Annotated in this window: 18 protein-coding genes; 15 read left to right on the forward strand and 3 right to left on the reverse strand. The window is 73.5% G+C overall.

Translation table 11 applies throughout. The features are described 5' to 3' along the window. The 5 genes from ACGFZL_RS25610 to ACGFZL_RS25630 all read left to right on the forward strand — a co-directional run. Positions 1-435 (forward strand): DUF3459 domain-containing protein (locus ACGFZL_RS25610; RefSeq protein WP_355175624.1); only part of this gene is annotated, 435 nt, incomplete at its 5' end. Further along, the gene (gene treS / locus ACGFZL_RS25615; protein ID WP_393695084.1) at positions 432-2150 is read left to right on the forward strand and encodes a maltose alpha-D-glucosyltransferase; all 1719 of its coding nucleotides are present in this window, start codon (positions 432-434) and stop codon (positions 2148-2150) included. The genes ACGFZL_RS25610 and treS, both read left to right, overlap by 4 nt. A 28-nt stretch (positions 2151-2178) precedes the next feature. Then, complete coding sequence (locus tag ACGFZL_RS25620; protein WP_393695086.1) at positions 2179-3540, forward strand: maltokinase N-terminal cap-like domain-containing protein; 1362 nt, start codon at positions 2179-2181, stop codon at positions 3538-3540. Between the two features lie 4 nt (positions 3541-3544). Next, complete coding sequence (gene glgB / locus ACGFZL_RS25625; protein WP_393695383.1) at positions 3545-5767, forward strand: 1,4-alpha-glucan branching protein GlgB; 2223 nt, start codon at positions 3545-3547, stop codon at positions 5765-5767. 139 nt (positions 5768-5906) lie between these two features. Continuing rightward, positions 5907-6998 carry a glutamate--cysteine ligase gene (locus ACGFZL_RS25630; RefSeq protein WP_393695088.1) on the forward strand — a complete coding sequence of 364 codons (1092 nt, stop codon included), beginning with the start codon at positions 5907-5909 and terminating at the stop codon, positions 6996-6998. 75 nt (positions 6999-7073) lie between these two features. On the opposite strand, the gene ACGFZL_RS25635 is transcribed toward ACGFZL_RS25630, so the two are convergent. Further along, complete coding sequence (locus ACGFZL_RS25635) at positions 7074-7361, reverse strand: DUF4190 domain-containing protein (protein ID WP_393695090.1); 288 nt, start codon at positions 7359-7361, stop codon at positions 7074-7076. 214 nt (positions 7362-7575) lie between these two features. On the opposite strand from ACGFZL_RS25635, the gene ACGFZL_RS25640 reads away from it, so the two are divergent. Further along, the gene (locus ACGFZL_RS25640; RefSeq protein WP_393695092.1) at positions 7576-8010 is read left to right on the forward strand and encodes an ATP-binding protein; all 435 of its coding nucleotides are present in this window, start codon (positions 7576-7578) and stop codon (positions 8008-8010) included. 30 nt (positions 8011-8040) lie between these two features. Here the strand turns inward: ACGFZL_RS25640 and ACGFZL_RS25645 are convergent, their stop codons facing one another. Together ACGFZL_RS25645 and ACGFZL_RS25650 are read right to left on the reverse strand one after the other, a co-directional pair. Further along, complete coding sequence (locus ACGFZL_RS25645; protein WP_393695094.1) at positions 8041-8493, reverse strand: ATP-binding protein; 453 nt, start codon at positions 8491-8493, stop codon at positions 8041-8043. A 56-nt stretch (positions 8494-8549) separates the two neighbouring features. Beyond that, positions 8550-8921 (reverse strand): PRC-barrel domain containing protein, encoded by a 372-nt coding sequence (locus tag ACGFZL_RS25650; RefSeq protein ID WP_393695096.1) that lies wholly within the window; start codon positions 8919-8921, stop codon positions 8550-8552. A gap of 239 nt (positions 8922-9160) precedes the next feature. Between ACGFZL_RS25650 and ACGFZL_RS25655 the strand changes: the two genes are divergently transcribed. The 9 genes from ACGFZL_RS25655 (at position 9161) to ACGFZL_RS25695 (ending at position 22169) form a co-directional block, all read left to right on the forward strand. Continuing rightward, the gene (locus ACGFZL_RS25655; protein ID WP_393695098.1) at positions 9161-12886 is read left to right on the forward strand and encodes a HAMP domain-containing protein; all 3726 of its coding nucleotides are present in this window, start codon (positions 9161-9163) and stop codon (positions 12884-12886) included. A 43-nt stretch (positions 12887-12929) separates the two neighbouring features. Further along, a complete protein-coding gene (locus ACGFZL_RS25660) occupies positions 12930-15329 on the forward strand; it encodes a SpoIIE family protein phosphatase (RefSeq protein ID WP_393695100.1) in 2400 nt (799 codons plus the stop codon). Positions 15330-15479: 150 nt separating this feature from the next. Next, a complete protein-coding gene (locus ACGFZL_RS25665) occupies positions 15480-15872 on the forward strand; it encodes an STAS domain-containing protein (protein WP_355175633.1) in 393 nt (130 codons plus the stop codon). A gap of 149 nt (positions 15873-16021) precedes the next feature. Further along, positions 16022-16936: an STAS domain-containing protein gene (locus ACGFZL_RS25670; protein ID WP_393695103.1), complete on the forward strand. Its 915-nt coding sequence runs from the start codon at positions 16022-16024 to the stop codon at positions 16934-16936. Further along, the gene (locus tag ACGFZL_RS25675; protein ID WP_393695105.1) at positions 16933-17367 is read left to right on the forward strand and encodes an STAS domain-containing protein; all 435 of its coding nucleotides are present in this window, start codon (positions 16933-16935) and stop codon (positions 17365-17367) included. Before ACGFZL_RS25670 ends, ACGFZL_RS25675 begins: the two co-directional genes overlap by 4 nt. Then, complete coding sequence (locus ACGFZL_RS25680) at positions 17367-17807, forward strand: anti-sigma regulatory factor (protein WP_393695107.1); 441 nt, start codon at positions 17367-17369, stop codon at positions 17805-17807. The genes ACGFZL_RS25675 and ACGFZL_RS25680 overlap by 1 nt, the downstream gene beginning before the upstream one ends. Next, positions 17807-18922, forward strand: coding sequence for a SpoIIE family protein phosphatase (locus ACGFZL_RS25685; RefSeq protein ID WP_393695109.1), 1116 nt, complete (start codon positions 17807-17809; stop codon positions 18920-18922). Before ACGFZL_RS25680 ends, ACGFZL_RS25685 begins: the two co-directional genes overlap by 1 nt. Further along, the gene (locus ACGFZL_RS25690) at positions 18919-20637 is read left to right on the forward strand and encodes a PP2C family protein-serine/threonine phosphatase (RefSeq protein WP_393695111.1); all 1719 of its coding nucleotides are present in this window, start codon (positions 18919-18921) and stop codon (positions 20635-20637) included. Before ACGFZL_RS25685 ends, ACGFZL_RS25690 begins: the two co-directional genes overlap by 4 nt. 161 nt (positions 20638-20798) lie before the next feature. Next, the gene (locus tag ACGFZL_RS25695; RefSeq protein ID WP_393695113.1) at positions 20799-22169 is read left to right on the forward strand and encodes an NAD(P)/FAD-dependent oxidoreductase; all 1371 of its coding nucleotides are present in this window, start codon (positions 20799-20801) and stop codon (positions 22167-22169) included. Positions 22170-22235: the final 66 nt, after the last annotated feature.

Consider the following 22235-nt stretch of genomic DNA (forward strand, 5'->3'; position numbering starts at 1 on the left):
AAGTACCAGCTCAAACCCCGCGACTGGGACGCCGCCACCCGCGAGGGCCGCACCATCGCCCCCCTGATCACCCGCCTCAACACCATCCGGCGGGACCACCCCGCGCTGCACCGGCTGCGCAACCTCCGCTTCCACACGACCGACAACGACGCGGTCATCGCCTACAGCAAGCGCACGGGCTCCGACGTGGTGCTGGTGGTCGCCAACCTCGATCCCCATCACACCCAGGAGGCCACGATCTCGCTCGACATGCCGCAACTCGGGCTCGACTGGCACGACTCGGTGCCGGTGTGCGACGAACTCACGGGTGAGGGTTACCACTGGGGCAGGGCGAACTACGTGCGGCTGGAGCCCGGCCGGGCGCCCGCGCACGTCTTCCACGTCCGGCGGCCGTCCGCCGCCGGGTCGCCGAACGGAGGGCCGGCAGCGCCATGACCGTCAACGAGCCAGTGCCGGACACCTTCGAGGACACCCCGGCCAAGGACCGCGACCCCGACTGGTTCAAACGAGCCGTCTTCTACGAGGTCCTCGTCCGCTCCTTCCAGGACAGCAACGGCGACGGCGTCGGCGACCTCAAGGGCCTCACCGCCAAGCTGGACTACCTGCAATGGCTGGGCGTGGACTGCCTCTGGCTGCCCCCGTTCTTCAATTCGCCGCTGCGCGACGGCGGCTACGACGTCTCCGACTACACCGCCGTGCTGCCCGAGTTCGGCGACCTCGCCGACTTCGTGGAGTTCGTCGACGCCGCCCACCAGCGCGGCATGCGCGTCATCATCGACTTCGTCATGAACCACACCAGCGACGAGCACCCGTGGTTCCAGGAGTCGCGCAAGAACCCCGACGGCCCGTACGGCGACTACTACGTCTGGGCCGACGACGACAAGCAGTACCAGGACGCCCGGATCATCTTCGTGGACACCGAGGCGTCCAACTGGACCCACGACCCGGTCCGGGGGCAGTACTACTGGCACCGCTTCTTCTCCCACCAGCCGGACCTCAACTACGAGAACCCGGCCGTGCAGGAGGAGATCCTGGCGGCCCTGCGCTTCTGGCTGGACCTCGGCATCGACGGCTACCGCCTCGACGCCGTGCCCTACCTGTACGCCGAGGAGGGCACCAACTGCGAGAACCTGCCGGCCAGCCACGAGTTCCTGAAGCGGGTGCGCCGGGAGATCGACGCGCAGTACCCGGACACGGTGCTGCTGGCCGAGGCGAACCAGTGGCCGGAGGACGTGGTCGACTACTTCGGGGACTACCCGAGCGGTGGCGACGAGTGCCACATGGCGTTCCACTTCCCGGTGATGCCCCGCATCTTCATGGCCGTGCGCCGGGAGTCGCGCTACCCGGTCTCCGAGATCCTCGCCAAGACCCCGGCCATCCCGTCCAACTGCCAGTGGGGCATCTTCCTGCGCAACCACGACGAGCTGACCCTGGAGATGGTCACCGACGAGGAACGCGACTACATGTGGGCGGAGTACGCCAAGGACCCCCGCATGCGGGCCAACATCGGCATCCGCCGCCGCCTCGCGCCCCTGCTCGACAACGACCGCAGCCAGACCGAGCTGTTCACCGCCCTGCTGCTCTCGCTGCCTGGCTCGCCGATCCTCTACTACGGCGACGAGATCGGCATGGGCGACAACATCTGGCTCGGCGACCGCGACGCGGTGCGCACCCCGATGCAGTGGACCCCCGACCGCAACGCCGGCTTCTCGACCGGTGACCCCGGGCGGCTCTACCTCCCGACGATCATGGACCCGGTCTACGGCTACCAGGTGACCAACGTCGAGGCGTCCATGGCCTCGCCGTCCTCGCTGCTGCACTGGACCCGCCGGATGATCGAGATCCGCAAGCAGAACCCCGCCTTCGGCCTGGGCACCTTCACCGAGCTGCCCTCCTCGAATCCCGCCGTCCTCGCCTTCCTCCGCGAGTACGAGGACGACCTGGTGCTCTGCGTGAACAACTTCGCGCGGTTCGCGCAGCCCACCGAGCTGGACCTGCGCGAGTTCGCGGGGCGCCACCCGGTGGAGCTGTTCGGCGGGGTGCGCTTCCCCGCCATCGGCGAGCTGCCGTATCTGCTGACTCTCGGAGGCCACGGCTTCTACTGGTTCCGGCTCACCCGAGTCGCATCCCGCATCGGCCGCCGCGTGTGACGTCGGGCCGAGGAAAGGACGCGTCACCATGCCGAAGACCGCATCCCTGCGCACCAGACGCGGACGGCTCGCCGAGCCGATGGCGTCGCTCGGCGAGCTGCTGCGGGAGTGGCTGCCGCGGCAGCGCTGGTTCGCGGGCAAGGACCGGCCCGTGGCCGAACTCGGCCTGCTGTCCCTGACCGAGCTGTTCCCTGGCTGTCTGCACCTGCTGGTGCACACCGGGGACGGTCCGGCGTCCGCCCCCGGCGGCGCCCCGCAGGCCGGCGACTGCTACCAGTTGCTGCTCGGCGTGCGCGAGCAGCACTCGTCGCGGCTCGGCCGGGCGCTCATCGGACAGGTGCAGGACGGCCCGCTGGCCGGGCGGACGGTCTACGACGCGCTGCACGACCCGCGCACCGCGCAGCTGCTCCTGGAACGGCTGCGCACTCCGGGCAAGGCGGGCCCGCTGCGCTTCGAGTGCGACCCGTCCCGGCCGGTGCCCGCCGGGCTCGCGCCGCGGCTGCTCGACGCCGAGCAGTCCAACTCGTCCCTGGTCTACGGCGACGAGTTCATCCTGAAGCTGTTCCGCCGGGTCCAGCCGGGCGTCAACCCCGACCTGGAGGTGCCGGACGCGCTGGCCCGGCAGGGCTGCGGCCGGGTGCCGGCGCCGGTGGCGTGGCTGCGCACGACGAGCCCGTACGAGGCGACCCTCGGGGTGCTCCAGCCCTTCCTGCCCGGTGCCTCCGACGGCTGGACCCTGGCGCAGAACGCGCTCGCCGCGGCGGACGACTTCACCGCCGAGGCGCACGAGCTGGGCCGGGCCACCGCCGACGTGCACCTCGCCCTGGCCTCGGCCTTCCCGACCGGTCCCGCCGGCGAGAACGACCGTACGGCGAGCGCGATGACCGAGCGGCTGACCACCGCCGCGCACCACGTGCCGGCGCTCCAGCCGTTCGTGCCCGGCCTGCGCTCCGCCTTCGCGGCCCTGGCGACCTGCGACTCGGGGCCGCCCGCCCAGCGCATCCACGGCGACCTGCACCTGGGTCAGGTGCTGCGGGCCGGCCGGGACTGGTTCGTCATCGACTTCGAGGGCGAGCCGTCCCGTCCGCTCGCCGAACGGCGCAGTGCCCACTCCCCCGTGCGGGACATCGCGGGCATGCTGCGCTCCTTCGACTACGCCGCCCGGCAGCGCCGCCCGTGGCGCCCGGAGTGGGCCCGCCGCTGCCGGGAGGCGTTCTGCGCCGGGTACGCCGCGCGGGCCGGCTGGGACCCGCGCAAGAAGCACGGCCTGCTGCGCGCCTACGAGACGGACCGCGCGGTGTACGAGGTGCTGTACGAGGCCCGGCACCGCCCCGACTGGCTTCCCGTACCCATGGCGGCGATCGAACGACTCGCCGTGAGAGGAGACTGACATGGTGGCCCTGCGCGACACGTCGCTCCCGGAGCCGTCGGGGCCCGCCCCCGCGGTCACCGCGCCGGCCGGCACCGCCCCGCCGCTGGACCCGCACGATCGCGGCCGTCTCCTGGCGGGCGCCCACCACGACCCGCACGCGCTGCTCGGCGCCCACCCCGTGCCAGGCGGTGTCGCCTTCCGGGCGCTGCGCCCCTTCGCGCGCGAGGTGAGCGTGGTCACCGGCGGCGAGCGGCACGCCCTGGTCTCGGAGGGCGACGGCCTCTTCTCCGCCGTCCTGCCGCTGACGGAGATCCCCGCCTACACCCTGGCCGTGGCCTACGAGCAGGGCGAGCACGTCACGGACGACCCGTACCGCTTCCTGCCCGCGCTGGGCGAGCTCGACCTGCACCTGATCGGCGAGGGCCGGCACGAGGAGCTGTGGCAGGCGCTCGGCGCGCACCCCATGGAGCACGAGGGCGTGGCCGGCACCCGCTTCACCGTCTGGGCGCCGAACGCGCAGGGCGTGCGGGTGGCCGGGGACTTCACCCACTGGGACGGCACCGCGTTCCCGATGCGCTCCCTGGGCTCGTCCGGGGTGTGGGAGCTGTTCCTGCCGGGCATCGGCGAGGGCGCCCGGTACAAGTTCGAGATCCACTCCCGCCACGGCCACCGCTTCCTGAAGGCCGACCCGATGGCCCGCGCGGCGGAGGAGCCGCCGAACACGGCGTCCGTCGTGACGGCCTCGCACTACACGTGGGACGACGCCGAGTGGATGCGCACCCGCGGCGACACCCCCGTGCACGAGGCGCCGTTCTCGGTCTACGAGGTCCACCTGCCGTCCTGGCGCCCGGGCCTCACCTACCGCGAGCTGGCCGACGTGCTGCCGGCCTACGTGACCGACCTGGGCTTCACCCACGTGGAGCTGATGCCGGTCGCCGAGCACCCCTACGGGCCGTCCTGGGGCTACCAGGTCACCGGCTTCTACGCGCCGACCGCGCGCCTGGGCTCGCCGGACGACTTCAAGTACCTGGTCGACGCGCTGCACCGGGCCGGGATCGGCGTGATCATGGACTGGGTGCCGGCCCACTTCCCGAAGGACGACTGGGCGCTGGGCCGGTTCGACGGGGAGCCGCTGTACGAGCCCGGCGACTCCCGGCGCGCGGAGCACCCGGACTGGGGCACGTACACCTTCGACTTCGCGCGCACCGAGGTGCGCAACTTCCTGGTCGCCAACGCGGTGTACTGGTGCGAGGAGTTCCACATCGACGGCCTGCGCGTCGACGCGGTCGCCTCGATGCTCTACCTGGACTACTCGCGCGAGGACGGCGGGTGGGAGCCGAACGCCCACGGCGGCCGGGAGGACCTGGCGGCCATGGCCTTCCTCCAGGAGATGAACGCCACCGTCTACCGGCGCTGCCCCGGCGTGGTGACCATCGCCGAGGAGTCCACCGCGTGGGGCGGGGTGACCCGGCCCACCGACACCGGGGGCCTGGGCTTCGGCCTGAAGTGGAACATGGGCTGGATGCACGACTCGCTGGAGTACGTCGCCCACGAGCCGGTGCACCGCAAGTACCACCACCACGAGATGACGTTCTCGATGGTGTACGCGTACAGCGAGAACTACGTGCTGCCGATCTCCCACGACGAGGTCGTGCACGGCAAGCAGGCGCTGGTGTCGAAGATGCCGGGCGACTGGTGGCAGCGGCGCGCCAACGTCCGCGCCTACCTCGCCTACATGTGGGCCCACCCCGGCAAGCAGCTCCTCTTCATGGGCCAGGAGTTCGCGCAGGGCGCCGAGTGGTCGGAGAAGCAGGGCCCTGAGTGGTGGCTCCTTGACGAGGGCTACCACTCGGCGGGTGACCACCGGGGCGTCCAGGACCTGGTGCGCGACCTCAACGACCGCTATCGGCGCACCCCGGCGCTGTGGCAGCGCGACACGGACCCGGCGGGCTTCCGGTGGGTGTCCGTGGACGCGGCCGAGGACAACGTCTTCGGTTTCCTGCGCCTGGACGCGGAGGGCACGCCGCTGCTCGCGGTGTCCAACATGTCCCCCGTGGTCCGGCACGACTACCGGCTCGCCGTGCCGGACGACGTGGTCGCCTGGCAGGAGGTCCTCAACACGGACGCCGCGCGGTACGGCGGCGGGGACGTGCGCAACCCGGATCCGGTGAAGCCGGAGGACGGCTGTGTGCGGATCACGCTGCCGCCGCTGGCCACGGTGTGGCTGATGCCGTCCGGTCTGTGAGCCGCCGTTCGTGAGTCGCCGTCCGGCCGCCGCCGCGGCGGCGGCCAGGTGTCCGGGAGCCCTCAGCGGGGCATCCGGGCACCGACGACCGCGTGTCAGGTCGTCGCCGCGAGCGGACTCACAGGAAGGGCGGCACCAGGTGCGCACCGTCGGAGTGGAGGAGGAACTCCTCCTGGTGGACCCCGTGACCGGCGAGCCGCGGGCGCAGTCCGCCGCCGTGCTCGCCCGGGCCGCCCGGGACGACGCCGAGGGCGACGTCTTCGAGAAGGAACTGCACGAGCAGATGCTGGAGTTCGCCACGCATCCGCAGTCGGACATGAACCGGTTGCACGAGGAGATCGCGCGCTGCCGCAAGGAGGCCGCCGGGCACGCCGACTCCATCGGCTGCGCCGTCGCCGCGCTCGCCACCTCGCCGCTGCGGGTCGCGCCCGCCGTCACCATGAACCGCCGCTACCGCTGGATGGAAGAGCAGTACGGCGTGGTGGTCCAGGAGCAGCTGGTGATGGGCTGCCACGTCCACGTGTCGGTGGACTCCGACGAGGAGGGCGTCGCGGTGATCGACCGGGTGCGGCCCTGGCTGCCGGTGCTCACCGCGCTCAGCGCGAACTCGCCGTTCTGGCAGGGCCAGGACTCCGCCTACAGCAGCTACCGCAGCCGCGTGTGGAGCCGCTGGCCGTCGGCCGGGCCGACGGAGCTGTTCGGCTCGGCGGAGTGCTACCACCGGCGGGTCGCCGACATGGTCGCCACCGGCACCATCCTCGACGAGGGGATGATCTACTTCGACGTCCGGCTCTCCCGGCGGTATCCGACGGTGGAGTTCCGGGTCGCCGACGTGTGTCTGGACGCCCGGACGGCCGCCCTGCTCGCCGCCCTGGCCCGCGCCCTGGTGGACACCGCGGCCCGTGAGTGGCGGGACGGCGTCGAGCCGGCCGCGCCCAGTGTCAGTTTGCTGCGCCTGGCCGCCTGGCGGGCCGCCCGGTCGGGGCTGACCGAGGAGCTGCTGCACCCGGCGACGCTGCGGCGGATGCCGGCGACGGCCGTGGTGGAGGCCCTCCTCGATCATCTCGGCGAGGCACTCGCCGCGAGCGGCGATCTCGACCGGGTGCGCGAGAGTGTGGCCGCGCTGCTGCGGGACGGCAACGGCGCCCGGATCCAGCGCGAGCTGTTCGAGCGCACCGGCAGTCTGCGGGACGTGGTCGCGGAGTGCGTGCGCCGCACCCTGGCCACCTGACCGGCGTTCGCGCGCGAAGGGCGCCCCGGCGTTTCGCCGGGGCGCCCTTCGCGTCGGTCCGTGCCGTGCCGCGGGTCAGCCGCCCACGGACCAGGTGAAGCCGCCACCGGAGGCGCTGACGGCGATCAGGATGCCCATCAGGACCAGATCGGCGATGCCGAGGATGATGCCCGCCTTGGCCATCCCCCCACCACCCTTGGCGCCGGACTGGCGCAGGCCCACGGCGCCGAAGATGATCGCGAGCGGACCCAGGATGATGGGCAGGATGAGCAGGCCGGGGATACCGCAGCACAGACTCGCGATGGCCAGACCGTTCGTGCGCGACCTGGACGACGCGGCCGAGGAACTGCCGTAACTGGTCATCAGACTCTCCATGTGAGGTTGTCGACACGGACGCCCCCTTGCGGAGCGCTCCCTGATGTGTTGTGTCCATCGTGTGCCCGGCCGTTTCCCCGGTATTCCGGCCCACGGCCCGCATTCCGGGGCGCGTAGGCTCGGCCGGCACGGGAACCCACCTGTGGAGGAAAGGCAAGGAGAGGACGTCGACGCCCGGCACCGGCCGGGCCGGGAAGGCGACATGGCAGCCGAGCCGCGTTGGGACAGGACACTGACTTCCGAGGAGATCACGAACCGCACCGCCAGCTTCACCGGGGAGCTGCACAACGTGACCGGTGCGCGCCTGGTGGCGGAGGACTTCCTCTGCGACCTCGCGCGGGTGGCGACGCCCTCGGCGCCCGAGCACTGGGACGACATCCTCCTCGTGGTCACCGAGCTGGCGGCCAACGCCGTGCAGTACGCACCGGGCCCCTTCCAGCTGCGGCTGCGCCGCACCTTCGACGGCGTGCACGTGGTGATGCACGACACCAGCACGGTCGAGCCCGCGCCGCGCCCCTTCCATCCCAGCCAGGGCGGCGGCGGCATCGGGTGGCATCTCATCCACACCCTGTCTGACCAGGTGAGCGTGGTGGCGGGCGAGCGGGGCAAGGACATCCACGTCTTCCTGCCCTGGTGACGCCCCGCGGAAGGGTCGGCCGGCGGGGGTTCAGCCGGCCTCCGCCGCGCGCAGCGGCACCAGCGCGCTGATCGTCTTGCCCCCGCCGGGCCTGAGGCCGACGGCGACCTCCCGGGCCAGCCGGACCACGAGCGGCCAGCCGTACCCGCTGCCGTGGTGCCGGGTGGGGAAGGCGGCCCCGCTGCGGGGCAGCACCTCGCTGTGGTCGTGGACCGCGATCCGTATGCCCTCGGGGACGGCTTGGGCCTCGAAACCGGCCAGTCCCTCACCGTGCCGGATGGCGTTGGTGACCAGCTCGGAGACGACCAGGAGCAGGTCGACGACGTCCTCGTCGCGGGCCCTGCGGCCGGGACCGTCCCAGCTGTCGCGGACCACTGACTCGGTGTGCGCGCGGGCCGCCGCCGCGCTGTGCACCCGGCCCGGCGCCGCAGGGGGCGCGGCGGTCTCCGAGGCGGCCGTGGTGATCCCGTCGGTTGGTTCCATGTCTGTGGTTTCCCTGGATTCCCTGGGTTTCCGCGGTGCAGTCGTCCGGCACCGGGTCAGCTCGCGGAGGTCTCCCGCGGCGGCAGCCGGTGGTAGTAGTCACCGACGGCGGCCAGGTACGCGCGGTCCATGGTCTCGCTGTCGGTGCGGAACCGGGGGGCGGCCTTGACCTCGCTCCGGGTGCAGGCGACCGTGACCGTGCGGGCCGTGAGGTCGACGGCGTGCACCATGCCGACCGGGATCAGCACACTGCGGCCGAACACCCAGACGCCGGTGTCGACGACGAGGTGCGGCATGCCGAAGTGCTCGGCCTGGCGGTCCACCTGGCCGATGGTGCCGTCGCTCGCGGCGACGGTGCAGCCCGTCAGGTCCGCTCCCGCCGCGAGCCCGCTGTCCACCGTGTATGCCCAGATGCTCTCCATCGGCATCGTGCCCTTCCTCCCGTGTCACCGGCGACTTCTCGGGCCGGTCGCACGCCCTGGGCCGGACCGGCTCCACAGCAGCGGATACCCGGCCCGGCGCGCGGCATTCGGCCCGGTCCGTACCGGCGGCCCACCACCGCCGACGGCTCTTTGTCCCCACCGGCCGCCTGGGTTAGCCTCTGACGTATTTTCTCATCGAGCGTCTCCGTGACATGCGGAAATGCCCGAATGGAACGAGGATGCGCATGACCAGCGACACCACCGGGACCGTCGACGCGGTTCCGGCAGATCAGGAGCTGCGGCGCCTCCTCGCGGGCCTGACCGCCGTGCGGGACGGGGACTTCGGCCGGCGCCTGCCGGACGACGCGGACGGCCTGATGGGCGACATCGCCAAGGTCTTCAACGGCATGGTCGACCAGCTGTCGGTGTTCACCTCCGAGGTCACCCGGGTGGCCCGGGAGGTCGGCACCGAGGGCACCCTCGGCGGCCAGGCCAAGGTCCCCGGGGTGTCGGGCACCTGGGCCGACCTGACCGACTCGGTCAACGCCATGGCGGGCAACCTGACCACCCAGGTCCGCGACATCGCCCAGGTGGCCACCGCGGTGGCCAGGGGCGACCTCTCCCAGAAGATCACCGTGGACGCGCGCGGCGAGATCCTGGAGCTGAAGAACACCATCAACACGATGGTCGACCAGCTCTCCGCCTTCGCCGACGAGGTCACCCGCGTCGCCCGCGAGGTCGGCACCGAGGGCAACCTCGGCGGGCGCGCCCAGGTGCGGGGCGTGTCGGGCACCTGGAAGGACCTCACCGACAACGTCAACTCCATGGCCAACAACCTCACCGGCCAGGTCCGCTCCATCGCCCAGGTGGCCACCGCGGTGGCCCGGGGCGACCTGTCGCAGCGGATCACCGTGGAGGCCAAGGGCGAGGTGGCCGCGCTCGCCGAGGTCATCAACACGATGGTCGACACCCTCTCGGCCTTCGCCGACGAGGTCACCCGCGTCGCCCGCGAGGTCGGCACCGAGGGGCGCCTCGGCGGCCAGGCGCACGTGCCGAACGTGGCCGGCACCTGGAAGGACCTCACCGACAACGTCAACTCGATGGCCAACAACCTCACCGGCCAGGTGCGCAACATCGCGCTGGTGACGACCGCGGTGGCCCGGGGCGACCTGTCGAAGAAGATCGACGTCGACGCGCGCGGCGAGATCCTCGAACTCAAGACGACCATCAACACGATGGTCGACCAGCTCTCGGCCTTCGCCGACGAGGTCACCCGCGTCGCCCGCGAGGTCGGCACCGAGGGGCGGCTCGGCGGCCAGGCCGAGGTGGAGGGCGTCTCCGGCACCTGGAAGCGGCTCACCGAGAACGTCAACGAGCTGGCCGGGAACCTCACCCGCCAGGTCCGCGCGATCGCGGAGGTCACCAGCGCCGTCGCCGAGGGCGACCTGACCCGCTCCATCAACGTGGAGGCGTCCGGCGAGGTCGCCGAGCTGAAGGACAACATCAACGCGATGGTGCAGTCCCTGCGCGAGACCACCCGGGCCAACCAGGAGCAGGACTGGCTCAAGACCAACCTCGCCAAGATCTCCGGCTTGATGCAGGGGCACCGGGACCTCCCGGTCGTCGCCGAGCTGATCATGGACGAGCTGGTGCCGCTGGTCTCCGCCCAGTACGGCGCCTTCTACCTCGCCGAGGAGGGCGAGCAGGGCCCGGAGCTGCGCCTGGTCGGCTCCTACGGCTACCCGGACGACGCCTCCCGGCCGACCCGGATCGCCTTCGGCCGCACCCTGGTCGGGCAGGCCGCCCGCAGCCGGCGCACCATCGTCGTGGACGAGCTGCCGCCCGGGTACGTGACGATCTCCTCCGGGCTCGGCCGGGTGGAGCCGACCGCGCTGGTGCTGGTGCCGATGGTGGTCGAGGGCCAGGTGCTCGGCGTGATCGAGCTGGCCTCGGTCGTGCCGTTCACCCAGATCCACCGGGACTTCCTCGCCCAGCTGATGGAGACCATCGGCGTCAACGTCAACACCATCGTCGCCAACGCCCGCACCGACGAGCTGCTCGTGGAGTCGCAGCGGCTCACCGCCGAGCTGCAGGCCCGCTCCGAGGAGCTCCAGGTCCAGCAGGAGGAGCTGCAGCGCTCCAACGCCGAGCTGGGCGACAAGGCGTCGCTGCTCGCCACGCAGAACCGGGACATCGAGGCGAAGAACCTCCAGATCGAGCAGGCCCGCCAGGAACTGGAGGCCCGCGCCCAGCAGCTCTCGCTGGCGTCGAAGTACAAGTCGGAGTTCCTGGCCAACATGAGCCACGAGCTGCGCACCCCGCTCAACAGCCTGCTCATCCTGGCCCAGCTGCTCGCCCAGAACCCCTCCCGCAACCTCACCCCCAAGCAGGTGGAGTACGCGGGCATCATCCACTCCGCCGGCTCGGACCTGCTCCAGCTGATCAACGACATCCTGGACCTGTCCAAGGTCGAGGCCGGGAAGATGGACGTCTCCCCGGAGCGGGTGACGCTGCGCCAGCTCATCGAGTACGTCGAGGCCACCTTCCGGCCGATGACCACGCAGAAGGGCCTGGAGTTCACGGTGCGCACCACCACCGGCGCGCCGGCCGACCTGCTCACCGACGACTCCCGGCTGCGCCAGGTGCTGCGCAACCTGCTCTCCAACGCGGTGAAGTTCACCGAGCGCGGCGGCGTGGAGCTGGCCGTCGAGCCGGCCTCGGACGACGAGGTGCCCGGCGGCGTGGTGCGGGGCGGCGCGGTGGTGGCCTTCCGGGTCAAGGACACCGGCATCGGCATCTCGGAGCAGAACCTGGAGTCGATCTTCGGCGCCTTCCAGCAGGCGGACGGCACCACCAGCCGCAAGTACGGCGGCACCGGGCTCGGCCTGTCCATCACCCGGGAGATCGCCCAGCTGCTCGGCGGCGCCGTCACGGTGGACAGCCTCCCGGACCGGGGCAGCACCTTCACGCTGTACCTGCCGGTGGCCCGGCCCGACTTCGAGGAGCTGCTCGGCCGGGGTCTGGAGCGGCACGCCCCCGTCGAACTGGCCGCCGACGTGCTCAGCCGCCCGCTGCCTGCGCCCGAGCCGGCCGGCGGGCACCGGCAGCGTCCGCGCCGCCTGCTGGTGGTGGAGGAGCGCCCGCGGGGCCTGCTGACCCTGGTCGCGGAGAGCGTGGTCGCCGACCTCTCGCACGGCCGCGACGACGCCGGCGCCCGGCCCCCGCTCGACGTGATCACGGCGGTGGAGGCGCAGGAGGCGGCCGGCGCCCTGGCCGCCGAGCCGTGCCACTGCGTGGTCCTTGAGCTGGGCATGCCGGACGGCGAGGCTTCCCGCTTCCTCGACGCGCTGGCCGGCGATTCCGCGCTGGCCAGCGTGCCGGTGCTGGTGCACAGCGGGCACCGCGCGGACACGGTCCTGGAGGAGAGCCTGCGGGCCGGCGCCAAGGGCGGCACGCTGGAGTTCCTGTCCAGTCTGGACGAGCTGCGCGAGCGGATCGCGCTGCACCTGGCCGCCGAGGAGCCCGGCGACGTGCTGCCGCTGGTGCGCCCCGAGGAGCCGCTGCGCCTCGCGCCGCCGCTCCCGGTGGACCACGCGTCCTCGGGCCGCACGGTCCTGGTCGTGGACGACGACGCCCGCAACCTCTTCGCGCTCAGCGGCATCCTGGAGCTGCACGGCTTCCGGGTGCTGCACGCGGAGAACGGCCGCCGGGGCATCGAGACGCTGGTGGACCACCCGGAGGTGGCGCTGGTGCTGATGGACGTGATGATGCCGGAGATGGACGGCTACACGGCGACGGCGGAGATCCGCCGGATGCCCGGGTACGCCGAGCTGCCGATCATCGCGGTCACGGCGAAGGCGATGCCCGGCGACCGGGAGAAGTCCCTCGCCTCGGGCGCCAGCGACTATGTGACCAAGCCGGTCGACACCCAGGACCTCATCGCCTGCGTCCGCCGCTGGCTGCCCGCATGAGCACGGCTGCCCCCGACGGCCGCGACCTGTGTGACCGAGGAGCATGGTGAAGGTGAGCATGGACGAACAGCCGGCCGGCGGCGGGCTGCCGCTGTCGCCCGTGGGCCGGCTGGCGGCCACGGTGGACCGGCTCAGCAGCGAGGTGCGGGCCGCCCAGGCCGAGGCCGAGGGGCGGGCCCTGATCGAGCTGGCCAAGGGCGTCCTGGTGGCGCGGCTCGGCTGCGGCCCGGCCGAGGCGGCCCGGCAGCTGACCGAACTGGCGGAGCAGTCGCGGGCGACGCTCCTGGAGTTCGCCGTGGACGTCATCAACCAGGCCGCCCGCGACCGGATGTCGGAGATCACGGACGCCTTCCTCGCGGCCACCGCCGCCGCGCAGGAGGCGGGCGGTCCGGAGGGCGGCGAGACGCGGGGCGGGTCGGCCGCGGTGCGGCTGCGGGCGGCGGAGAGCGGCGCGCTGGCGGCCGACGACGCCCAGGCCGCCGCCGACGCCCTTCTCGAACAGGCGCTGCGCCCGATCGGCGCGGTCGCCGTGGCCGTCTGGGCGGTCGCCCCGGACGGGTCCCTCACCCTGGCGGGCAGCGCCGGCTTCTCCCCCGCCGAGGCGGCCCGCTGGCGGTACGTGCCGCCGGACGTGGCGACGGTGGCCCGTGTGGGGCTGACCGAGCGGACGGGGCGGTGGATCACCTCCCTCGCCGAGACCGGGCTGCCGAGCCTCGGCCGGCACCAGTACCCCGAGGGCGGCCGGGTCGCGGTGCCCGCCGGGACCGGCGGCCGGATCCACGGCGTGCTGGAGATCGCCTGGCCCGAGCCGCTGGCGCCGCAGCCGCGCGCGGTGGTGCGCCAGGTGGAGGCGCTGGCCGAGCTGTGCGCGCACACCCTGGAGACGCACACCCCGGCGCCCGGCAACGGGCAGGAGCCGCGCGTGCTGCCGGACGCGGCGGAGCTGATGGACCTGGCCGACGGGCTGTACGACCCGGCGCTGGTCCTGGTCCCGCACCTGGACGCGGCCGGGAACCTCGCGGACTTCCGCATCCAGCACGTCAACAAGCGCTTCCTCGACCCGGCGGGCCGGCCGCGGGCCGTCGTCGGCGGCGCGCTGCTCCTGGAGGCCTATCCGATGGCCGCCGGGGACAGCGAGCTGTTCCGCAGCGTGGAGCGGGTCTACGCCACCGGGGAGCCGTTCCGGGCCCGGCGGATGAACCTCACCGCCCTGGTCGACCAGGTGCCGCTGTCGGCGACCGCGGACATCAGCGTCAGCCGGCACGGCAACGCGGTGCTGCTCATCTGGCGCATCGAGGACGAGACGGCCCGCCTCGCCAGCCTCCTCCAGCACGCCCAGCGGCTCGGCCGGATCGGCGGCTTCGAGGAGAACCTGCTCACCGCGGAGATCACCTGGAACGGCCAGCTCTTCGACCTCTACGGCCGCCCGCGCACCAGCACCCCGGTGCCGCTGGAGGAGCTGGCGGCGCACGCCCACCCGGACGACGCGGTCGTCATCGGCCGCTTCCGGCGCACCCTGCTGCACCACCGGCGCCCGGCGTCGGCGGCCTTCCGCCTCCAGCGGCCCGACGGGGTGACCCGGCACGTGCGGGTGGTGGCCGAGCCGGTGCTCGACACCGACGGCCGGCTGCTCCTCGTACGCGGTGCCTACCAGGACATCTCCGCGCAGCACTGGACGGAGGTGGCGCTGGCCGCCACCCGGGATCGGCTGGCGCAGAGCGAGCAGCAGGCCATCGAGCGCAACCGGCTCACCCTCCAGCTCCAGCACGCCATCATGCCGCCCTCGCACACCCCGCTGAGCACGCCGGACCTCCAGGTGGCGGTGCGCTACCGGCCGGCCGAGACCGAGCAGCTGGTCGGCGGCGACTGGTACGACGTGGTCCGGCTGCCGGGCGGGCGGGTGCTGCTGTGCGTGGGCGACGTGGCGGGGCACGGCATCGAGGCCGCGACCAGCATGGTGGTGCTGCGCAACGCGCTGCGCGGCCTCGCGGTGACCGGCGCCGGGCCCGGGCAGCTGCTGTCCTGGCTGAACATGGTGGCGCACCATCTGACCGGCGGGGTGACCGCGACGGCGGTGTGCGGCCTGTACGACCCGGAGCGGCGCACCCTGCGCTGGGCGAGGGCGGGCCATCTGCCGCCGGTCCTGGTGCGGGGCGCGGAGGCCGCGCCGCTGCCGCTGGTGCGGGGCCTGCTGCTCGGCGCGGTGGCCGAGACGCCGTACGAGGAGGACGAGGTGCAGCTGGCCCCCGAGGACACGCTGCTGATGTACACCGACGGGCTGATCGAGCGCCGCGACCGCTCCGTGGAGGAGTCCCTGGACCAGCTGCTGAGCACCGCCCGGGCGACGCCGGCCGGCCTGGACCAGCACCTGGACCGGCTGCTGACGTACAGCCGCTCGGACACCGACGACGACACGTGCCTGGTGGGCATCCGGGTGGCCTGACGGCGGGCCGCGGGGCCGTCCCGAAAGAGGCAGGTGTGCGGTTCCGGATCACGGGTAGGCGCTTCGCGCGGTGAGACAGGTCCGCGGGCCTCGACGTCGCGCACAGGGATGGGGATCCAGCCCTGGCCGTCAGCTTTGTTGGAGGATCACGTGCCCATTGCCCAGAACCCGCTGTCCGTCGAGGTGACGCTGCCCCGGGAGGATGTCGCGCTGCTCAAGGTGGAGGGCTACCTGGACGTCGACACGGCGACCGAGTTCCAGCACCATCTGGCCAACCAGCTGCACCACGGCCGGCGGCACTTCCTCCTGGACCTGTCGGACGTGCCCTTCATGGACTCCTCCGGCATGAACATCATCCTGCGCGTCTACCAGGAGACCCGTGGCCTGCCCGGCAGCGTGCACATCATCTCCCCGGCGCCCGCGGTGCGGCGAATACTGGACCTCACGGGCGTCAGCATCACCGTGCCGGTGTCGCAGGACGTGGACGAGGCGCTCGCCCGCGTCGACGCGGGCGTCCAGGCGCCGCCGGACGCGGACGCCTGACCGGCGGACCGTACCCCTGTTCCCCCGGTGGGGCGGCGGGTGTCGTACGCGCCCGGTGGATGATTACAGTTGTCGCCCGGCAGAGACACAACGCCGTCTCGCTGCCTCCTGGGTTCGAAGCGGCGCGACGCGGATGAGGAGTGGAGCAGGTGCCGGAACTGTCGGAGGGGACAGCGGGATCGCCGGCGCGGGACGTCGGGGACTTCCTGCGGCGCCGCCGGGAGCAGATCGCCCAGCGGTGGGCGGACGAGCCGCTGTTCCGCACCGTGTTCACCGTCTCGCGGGACGAGGCGGTCGAGGCGGGCCGGGCCGTGGTGGACGCGCTGGCGCTGGTCGCGGACTCGGCGCGGGTCGAGGACCCGGACGCCGAGGGGTTCACGGCGGTGCGCGAGCAGCTGGCCCGGATGGCCGCGGCCCGCGCCAGGACCGGCCTGAGCACCGCTCGGGTCTCGGGCGAGCTGGCGGCGCTCCAGGCGCCGGTGGAGACGCTGCTGCTGGCCGACCTCGCGGGCGCGCCGGCCGACGACACCCTGGCCAGGGCCGGCACCCTGGGCGTGCTGATGGGCACCCTGCGGGTGGTCGTGACCGAGACCGCGCTGAGCGAGGGCCAGGAGGTCATCGACCGGCAGCGGCTGCAGCTGCTGGAGACCGCCACGCCCGTGATCAGGCTCTGGCAGGGGATCGTGGCGGTGCCGCTGATCGGCACCCTGGACAGCGCCCGCAGCCAGGTGGTGATGGAGACGCTGCTGGAGGCGATCGTCGACCAGCAGGCGCGGTTCGCGATCCTGGACATCACCGGCGTCCCGACGGTGGACTCGCTGGTGGCCCAGCACCTGATGAAGACGGTCGCCGCGGCCCGGCTGATGGGCGCGGAGTGCATCGTCTCCGGCATCCGGCCGGCGATCGCGCAGACGATGGTCCAGCTCGGCCTGGACCTGGGCACCGTGGCCACCCGGGCGAGCCTGGCCGACGCGCTGGAGTACGTCCTGGAGCGACTGGGCGTGGGCATCGTCGCCGCCGGCCCGGCCGCCGCCCCCGCGGTGAAGGGCGCGGTCGCGCGGTGAGCCAGGCGTCACCGGGGCCCCTGGCGGGTCCCGGGCAGGGGCATGTGCCCGTGCTGCGGCTCGGGGAGGTTCTCCTCGTCACGCTTCCGGGCGAACTGCACGACGGCACCGCGCACCAGCTCCAGCAGGACGTCGCCGCCTCCGTCGCCCGCAGCGGGGCGGCCGGCGTGGTCATCGACATCTCCGGTGTGGAGATCGTCGACTCCTTCCTCGGCCGGGTGCTGGCCGAGATCGCCGGGCAGGCCGCGCTGCTCGCCGCCCGGACCGTCGTGGTCGGCATGCGCCCGGCGGTCGCCATCACCCTGGTCGAACTGGGGCTGACGCTGCCGGGGCTGCACACCGCGCTCAGCACCGAGCGGGCCATGGAGCTGCTCACCGGGCGGGCCCCGGTCGTCGGCGGCCCGGGCGGCCCACGTCCGGGGAGCGCGTGATGCGCACCGCCGCGGGCGCCCGTGCCCGCCTGCCGATCCGCTCCGACCTGGATCTGGTGTGGGTGCGCCAGCACGTGCGCCAGGCCGCGGCCGAGCTGGGCTTCGGCCTGGTGGACCAGACCAAGCTGGTCACGGCCGCCAGCGAACTGGCCCGCAACACCCTGATCTACGGCGGTGGCGGGACGATGGAGACCGAGCGGCTCGCCGACGGCACCGCGCCGGGGCTGCGTCTCACCTTCCGCGACGAGGGCCCGGGCATCGCGGACGTGGAGCAGGCGCTCAGCGACGGCTTCACCTCGGGGCAGGGGCTCGGCATGGGCCTGGGCGGTGCCCGCCGCCTGGTGCACGACTTCGCCATCGAGAGCGGCCCGGGGGCCGGCACCACGGTGCGGGTGGCCTCCTGGGTGGGGCGCACCCCGCGGCCCCGCGGGGAGAGCTGATGCCGCGCGTGTGGGACGTGCCGGTGCGCGACACCACCCGGGTGCGGGACGCCCGGGTGGCGACCGAGCACGCGGCGAGCCGGGCCGGTCTGGACGAGCAGCGCACGGCCACGGCGGCGCTGGTCGCCACCGAGCTGGCCACCAACCTGCTGAAGCACGCCGGCGGCGGCCGGCTCCTGATCGACGTGGTGGCGCCGCCGGTGCTCGCGGCCGGCCGGGAGACGGACCGGATGGTGCAGATCGTCACCGTCGACCACGGCCCGGGCATCGCGGACGTGGCCGCGGCCCTCGGCGACGGGTTCACCACCACCGGCTCGCTCGGCGCGGGGCTCGGCACCTGCGCGCGCCTCGCCGACGACTTCGACCTGCACAGCGCGCCAGGGCGGGGCACCGTCGTGGTCGCCCGGGTGGCCGCCGGGGACTCCCCCACCGCGGGGGACTCCCCCACCGCCGAGGGCCTCCCCCCGGTCGGGGGCTTCCCCGCCGCGGCTCCCGACCCGGCGGCGCGGGTGCGGGCCGGCGGCGTGAACCTGCCGCTCGGCGGCGCGGAGTACTCCGGCGACGCCTGGGGCTGGGTCCGCGTCGGCGACCTGGTGACGCTGATGCTCGCCGACGGCCTCGGGCACGGCCCGGAGGCGGCCCGGGCCTCCACCGCCGCCGTGGAAGCCCTGCGCACCGCCGCCCACCTGCGCCCGACGGCGGTCCTCGGCGCGCTCGGCACCGCCCTGGCCGGTACCCGCGGCGCGGCCGTGGCGGTCGCCCAGGTCGACACCCGGGCCGGGGTGCTGCGCTTCGCCGGCGTCGGCAACATCGGCGCCCGGGTCTACGAGGGCGGCTCCTGGCGGCACCTCGTCTCGCGCCCCGGCATCGTGGGCGTGCACCGCCCCGCCACCCTGCGCGAGGACGAGGCGGCCTGGGCGGACGACCGGGTGCTCGTGCTGCACAGCGACGGGCTGCCGAGCCGCTGGTCCCCCGCCCCCGACACCTGCCGCACCTCGCCCGACCCGGCCGTGACGGCCGCCGTGACCCTGCGCGACGCCAGCAGTTCCGCCCGCCCGGTGCGGGACGACACCGCCGTGGCCGTCCTTGCCTCGATCCCCCCGGACCGCCCATGACCCGTACCTGGCAGATCTCGGACGTCACCGACGCGGCGCTGGCCCGCATCGCGACCGCCCGCCTGGCCGCCGCCCACGGCGTGCCGTCCCTGGAGCGCACCCGGCTCGCCGTCTCGCTCGGCACGCAACTGCGGCAGTGCCTGACCAAGGGCGGCGTCTGGCGGCTCACCCTGGAGACGGACACGGCGCCGGACACCGGCAAGGGGCGGCTGCGCGCCGTCCTCGCGCCCGAGCACGACGCGGACGCGGGCGGGGAGCCGCCGTGGCAGCTGACCGTGCGCTCCTCCGAGACGGTGCCGCCGCCGGCCAGCCAGGCGGGCGCGGCCGATCCGGCGTCGCTCGCCGAGGCGCTGCTGGGCGCCGACGAGGACACCGCGCTGGTCCTCGACCGGCTGGCCGAGCAGGAGGACCTGGTCGCCTTCCACCGCGAGGAGCTGCAGCAGACCAACCAGGGCGTGGTGGCCCTGCACGCCGAGCTGGACGCCGCCGACCGGGCCCAGCGCGAGGCGTTCGCCGCGGAGCGCGAGGCGCGCACCGAGGCGGAGAGCGCCCGCCGGCGGCTGACCTTCCTGGCCGACGCGAGCGCCGTCCTGACGGCCTCCCTCGACCACCACGAGATCGTGCGCCGCCTGCCCGACCTGCTGGTGCCCAAGTACGCCGCCGAGCTGGACGTCTGGCTGTTCGACCAGGACACCGACGCCGGCCGCGAACCCGCCCACCCGCACGCCGCCGTGGTCGCCGCCCGCACCGGCCGACCGCAGTACGCCGCCGCGCACCCGGGCGGGCTGCCCGGCGTGGACGACCAGCCGCCCTCGGCGCTGCACCCCGACCGGCCGGTACTGTGCGTCCCGCTGCCCACCCGGCATTCGCCGCTCGGCGTGCTCACGCTCTGCCCGCCCGGCGAGCGTTGGGACCCGGACGACGCGGTGATGCTGATCGAGCTGACCCGGCGGGCCAGCATCGCCATCGACCACGCCCGGCGCTACGAGCACAACCGGGACATCGCCGAGACGCTCCAGCGCGCCCTGCTCACCGAGCTGCCCGCCACGCCGGGCCTCGACCTGGCCGCCCGCTATCTGCCGGCCACCCACGGGCTGAACATCGGCGGCGACTGGTACGACGCGTTCCGCCAGCCCGACGGCGCGGTGATCGCCGTGGTCGGCGACGTGACCGGGCACGGGCTGCGCGCGGCGGTGATGATGAGCCAGCTGCGCACGGCGCTGCGGGCGTACGCGGTCGACGGCGGCAGCCCGGGACGGCTGCTTACCCGGCTGCACACCTTCCTGCACGACCTGCAGCCCGACCTGTTCGCCACCGCCGTGATCGCCCGGTTCCACCCGGACGAGTCGGCCATGACCTGGGCCGCGGCCGGCCATCCGCCGCCGGTGCTGCGCATGGCGGACGGTCGGGTGCGGACCCTGGACGACAAGCCGGGGGCGATGCTGGGCATCCCGCTGGTCCAGGAGATCGCCGACCACACGGTGGAGATGGCGCCCGGCTCGACGCTGGCGCTGTACACCGACGGCCTGGTGGAGCGGCGCGCGCTGGGCATCGACCCGGGCATCGAGCGGCTGGCGGCGGCGCTGGGCACGTTCGACCCGGACGCGCTCGCCTCCGACCTGGACGGCTCGGCGGACGGCATTCTGCGGCCCCTGCTGAGCGACTCCGAACGCGACGACGACGTCTGCCTGCTGCTCTGCCACCGACGGGTCTGACGGACTCCCGCGGCGGCGTGTCGCCCGGCTGCCGCGTCCGGCTGGCCGGGCGGGCGTCCACGCTGTGGGATGGGTGAGGTGCGAAGCGGCGATCCAGGGGCAGGTGAAGGGCGTTCGCGGCAGACCGCCTCCCGCCGCGGACAGATCAGCCGCAGAAAGGGATGAACACCGTGACACGACCCAGGATCCTGGTGGTCGGCGCAGGCTTCGCCGGCGTGGAGTGCGTCCGCCGGCTCGAGCGCAAGCTCGGCCCCCACGAGGCGGACGTCACCCTGGTGACGCCGTTCTCCTACCAGCTCTACCTGCCGCTGCTGCCCCAGGTCGCCTCCGGCGTGCTGACGCCCCAGTCGATCGCCCTCTCCCTGCGGCGCAGCAGCAAGTACCGCACCCGGATCATCCCGGGCGGTGCCATCGGTGTGGATCTGAAGGCCAAGGTCTGCGTCGTCCGCACCATCACCGACGAGATCGTCAACGAGCCCTACGACTACATCGTGCTGGCGCCCGGCTCCATCACCCGGACCTTCGACATCCCGGGCCTGACCGAGCACGCGTTCGGCATGAAGACGCTCGCGGAGGCCGCGTACGTCCGCGACCACGTGATCTCCCAGCTCGACCTCGCCGACGCCAGCCAGGACCCGGCGGAGCGGGAGTCGCGGCTGCAGTTCGTGGTGGTGGGCGGCGGGTACGCCGGCACCGAGACCGCGGCCTGCCTGCAGCGGCTCACGCACGCCGCGGTGCGGCGCTACCCGCGCCTGGACCCGGGGCTGATCAAGTGGCACCTGATCGACATCGCGCCGAAGCTGATGCCCGAGCTGGGCGAGAAGCTGGGGCGCAGCGCGCAGGAGGTGCTGTCCCGGCGGGGCATCGAGGTCTCGCTCGGCGTCTCCATCGGCAAGGCAGGACCGGAGGAGGTCACCTTCACCGACGGCCGGGTGGTGCCGACCCGCACCCTGATCTGGACCGCCGGGGTGGTGGCGAGCCCGCTGATCGCGACGCTCGGCGCGGAGACGGTCAAGGGCCGCCTCGCGGTGACCGCCGACATGTGCCTGCCGGACAACGACGGCGTGTTCGCCCTCGGCGACTCCGCAGCCGTCCCGGACCTGGCCAAGGGCACGGAGGGCGCGGTCTGCCCGCCCACCGCGCAGCACGCGATGCGCCAGGGCCGGCACGTCGCGGAGAACGTCATCGCGGCGCTGCGCAACCAGCCGATGCGGCCGTACGAGCACAAGGACCTCGGTCTGGTCGTCGACCTCGGCGGCAAGGACGCGGTCTCCAAGCCGCTCGGCATCGAGCTGCGCGGGGTGCCTGCCCAGGCGGTGGCCCGCGGCTACCACTGGTCGGCGCTGCGCACCGGCGTGGCGAAGGCCCGGGTGGCGACGAACTGGGTGCTCAACGCGGTGGCCGGCGACGATTTCGTGCGCACCGGCTTCCAGGCCCGCAAGCCCGCCAAACTGAAGGACTTCGAGTACACCGACGCCTACCTGGACCCGGAGCAGGTGCGCAAGCAGGTCGAGGGAGCGGGCAGGTCCTAGGCTCCCCCCGGCGCATCCGGTCCGGCCGGGACGTGGCAGGCTGAGAAGTGGATCTCGGTGCGGACC

Origin of the sequence: Streptomyces sp. NPDC048182, assembly GCF_043202555.1 — a bacterium.
Taxonomy (GTDB): domain Bacteria; phylum Actinomycetota; class Actinomycetes; order Streptomycetales; family Streptomycetaceae; genus Streptomyces.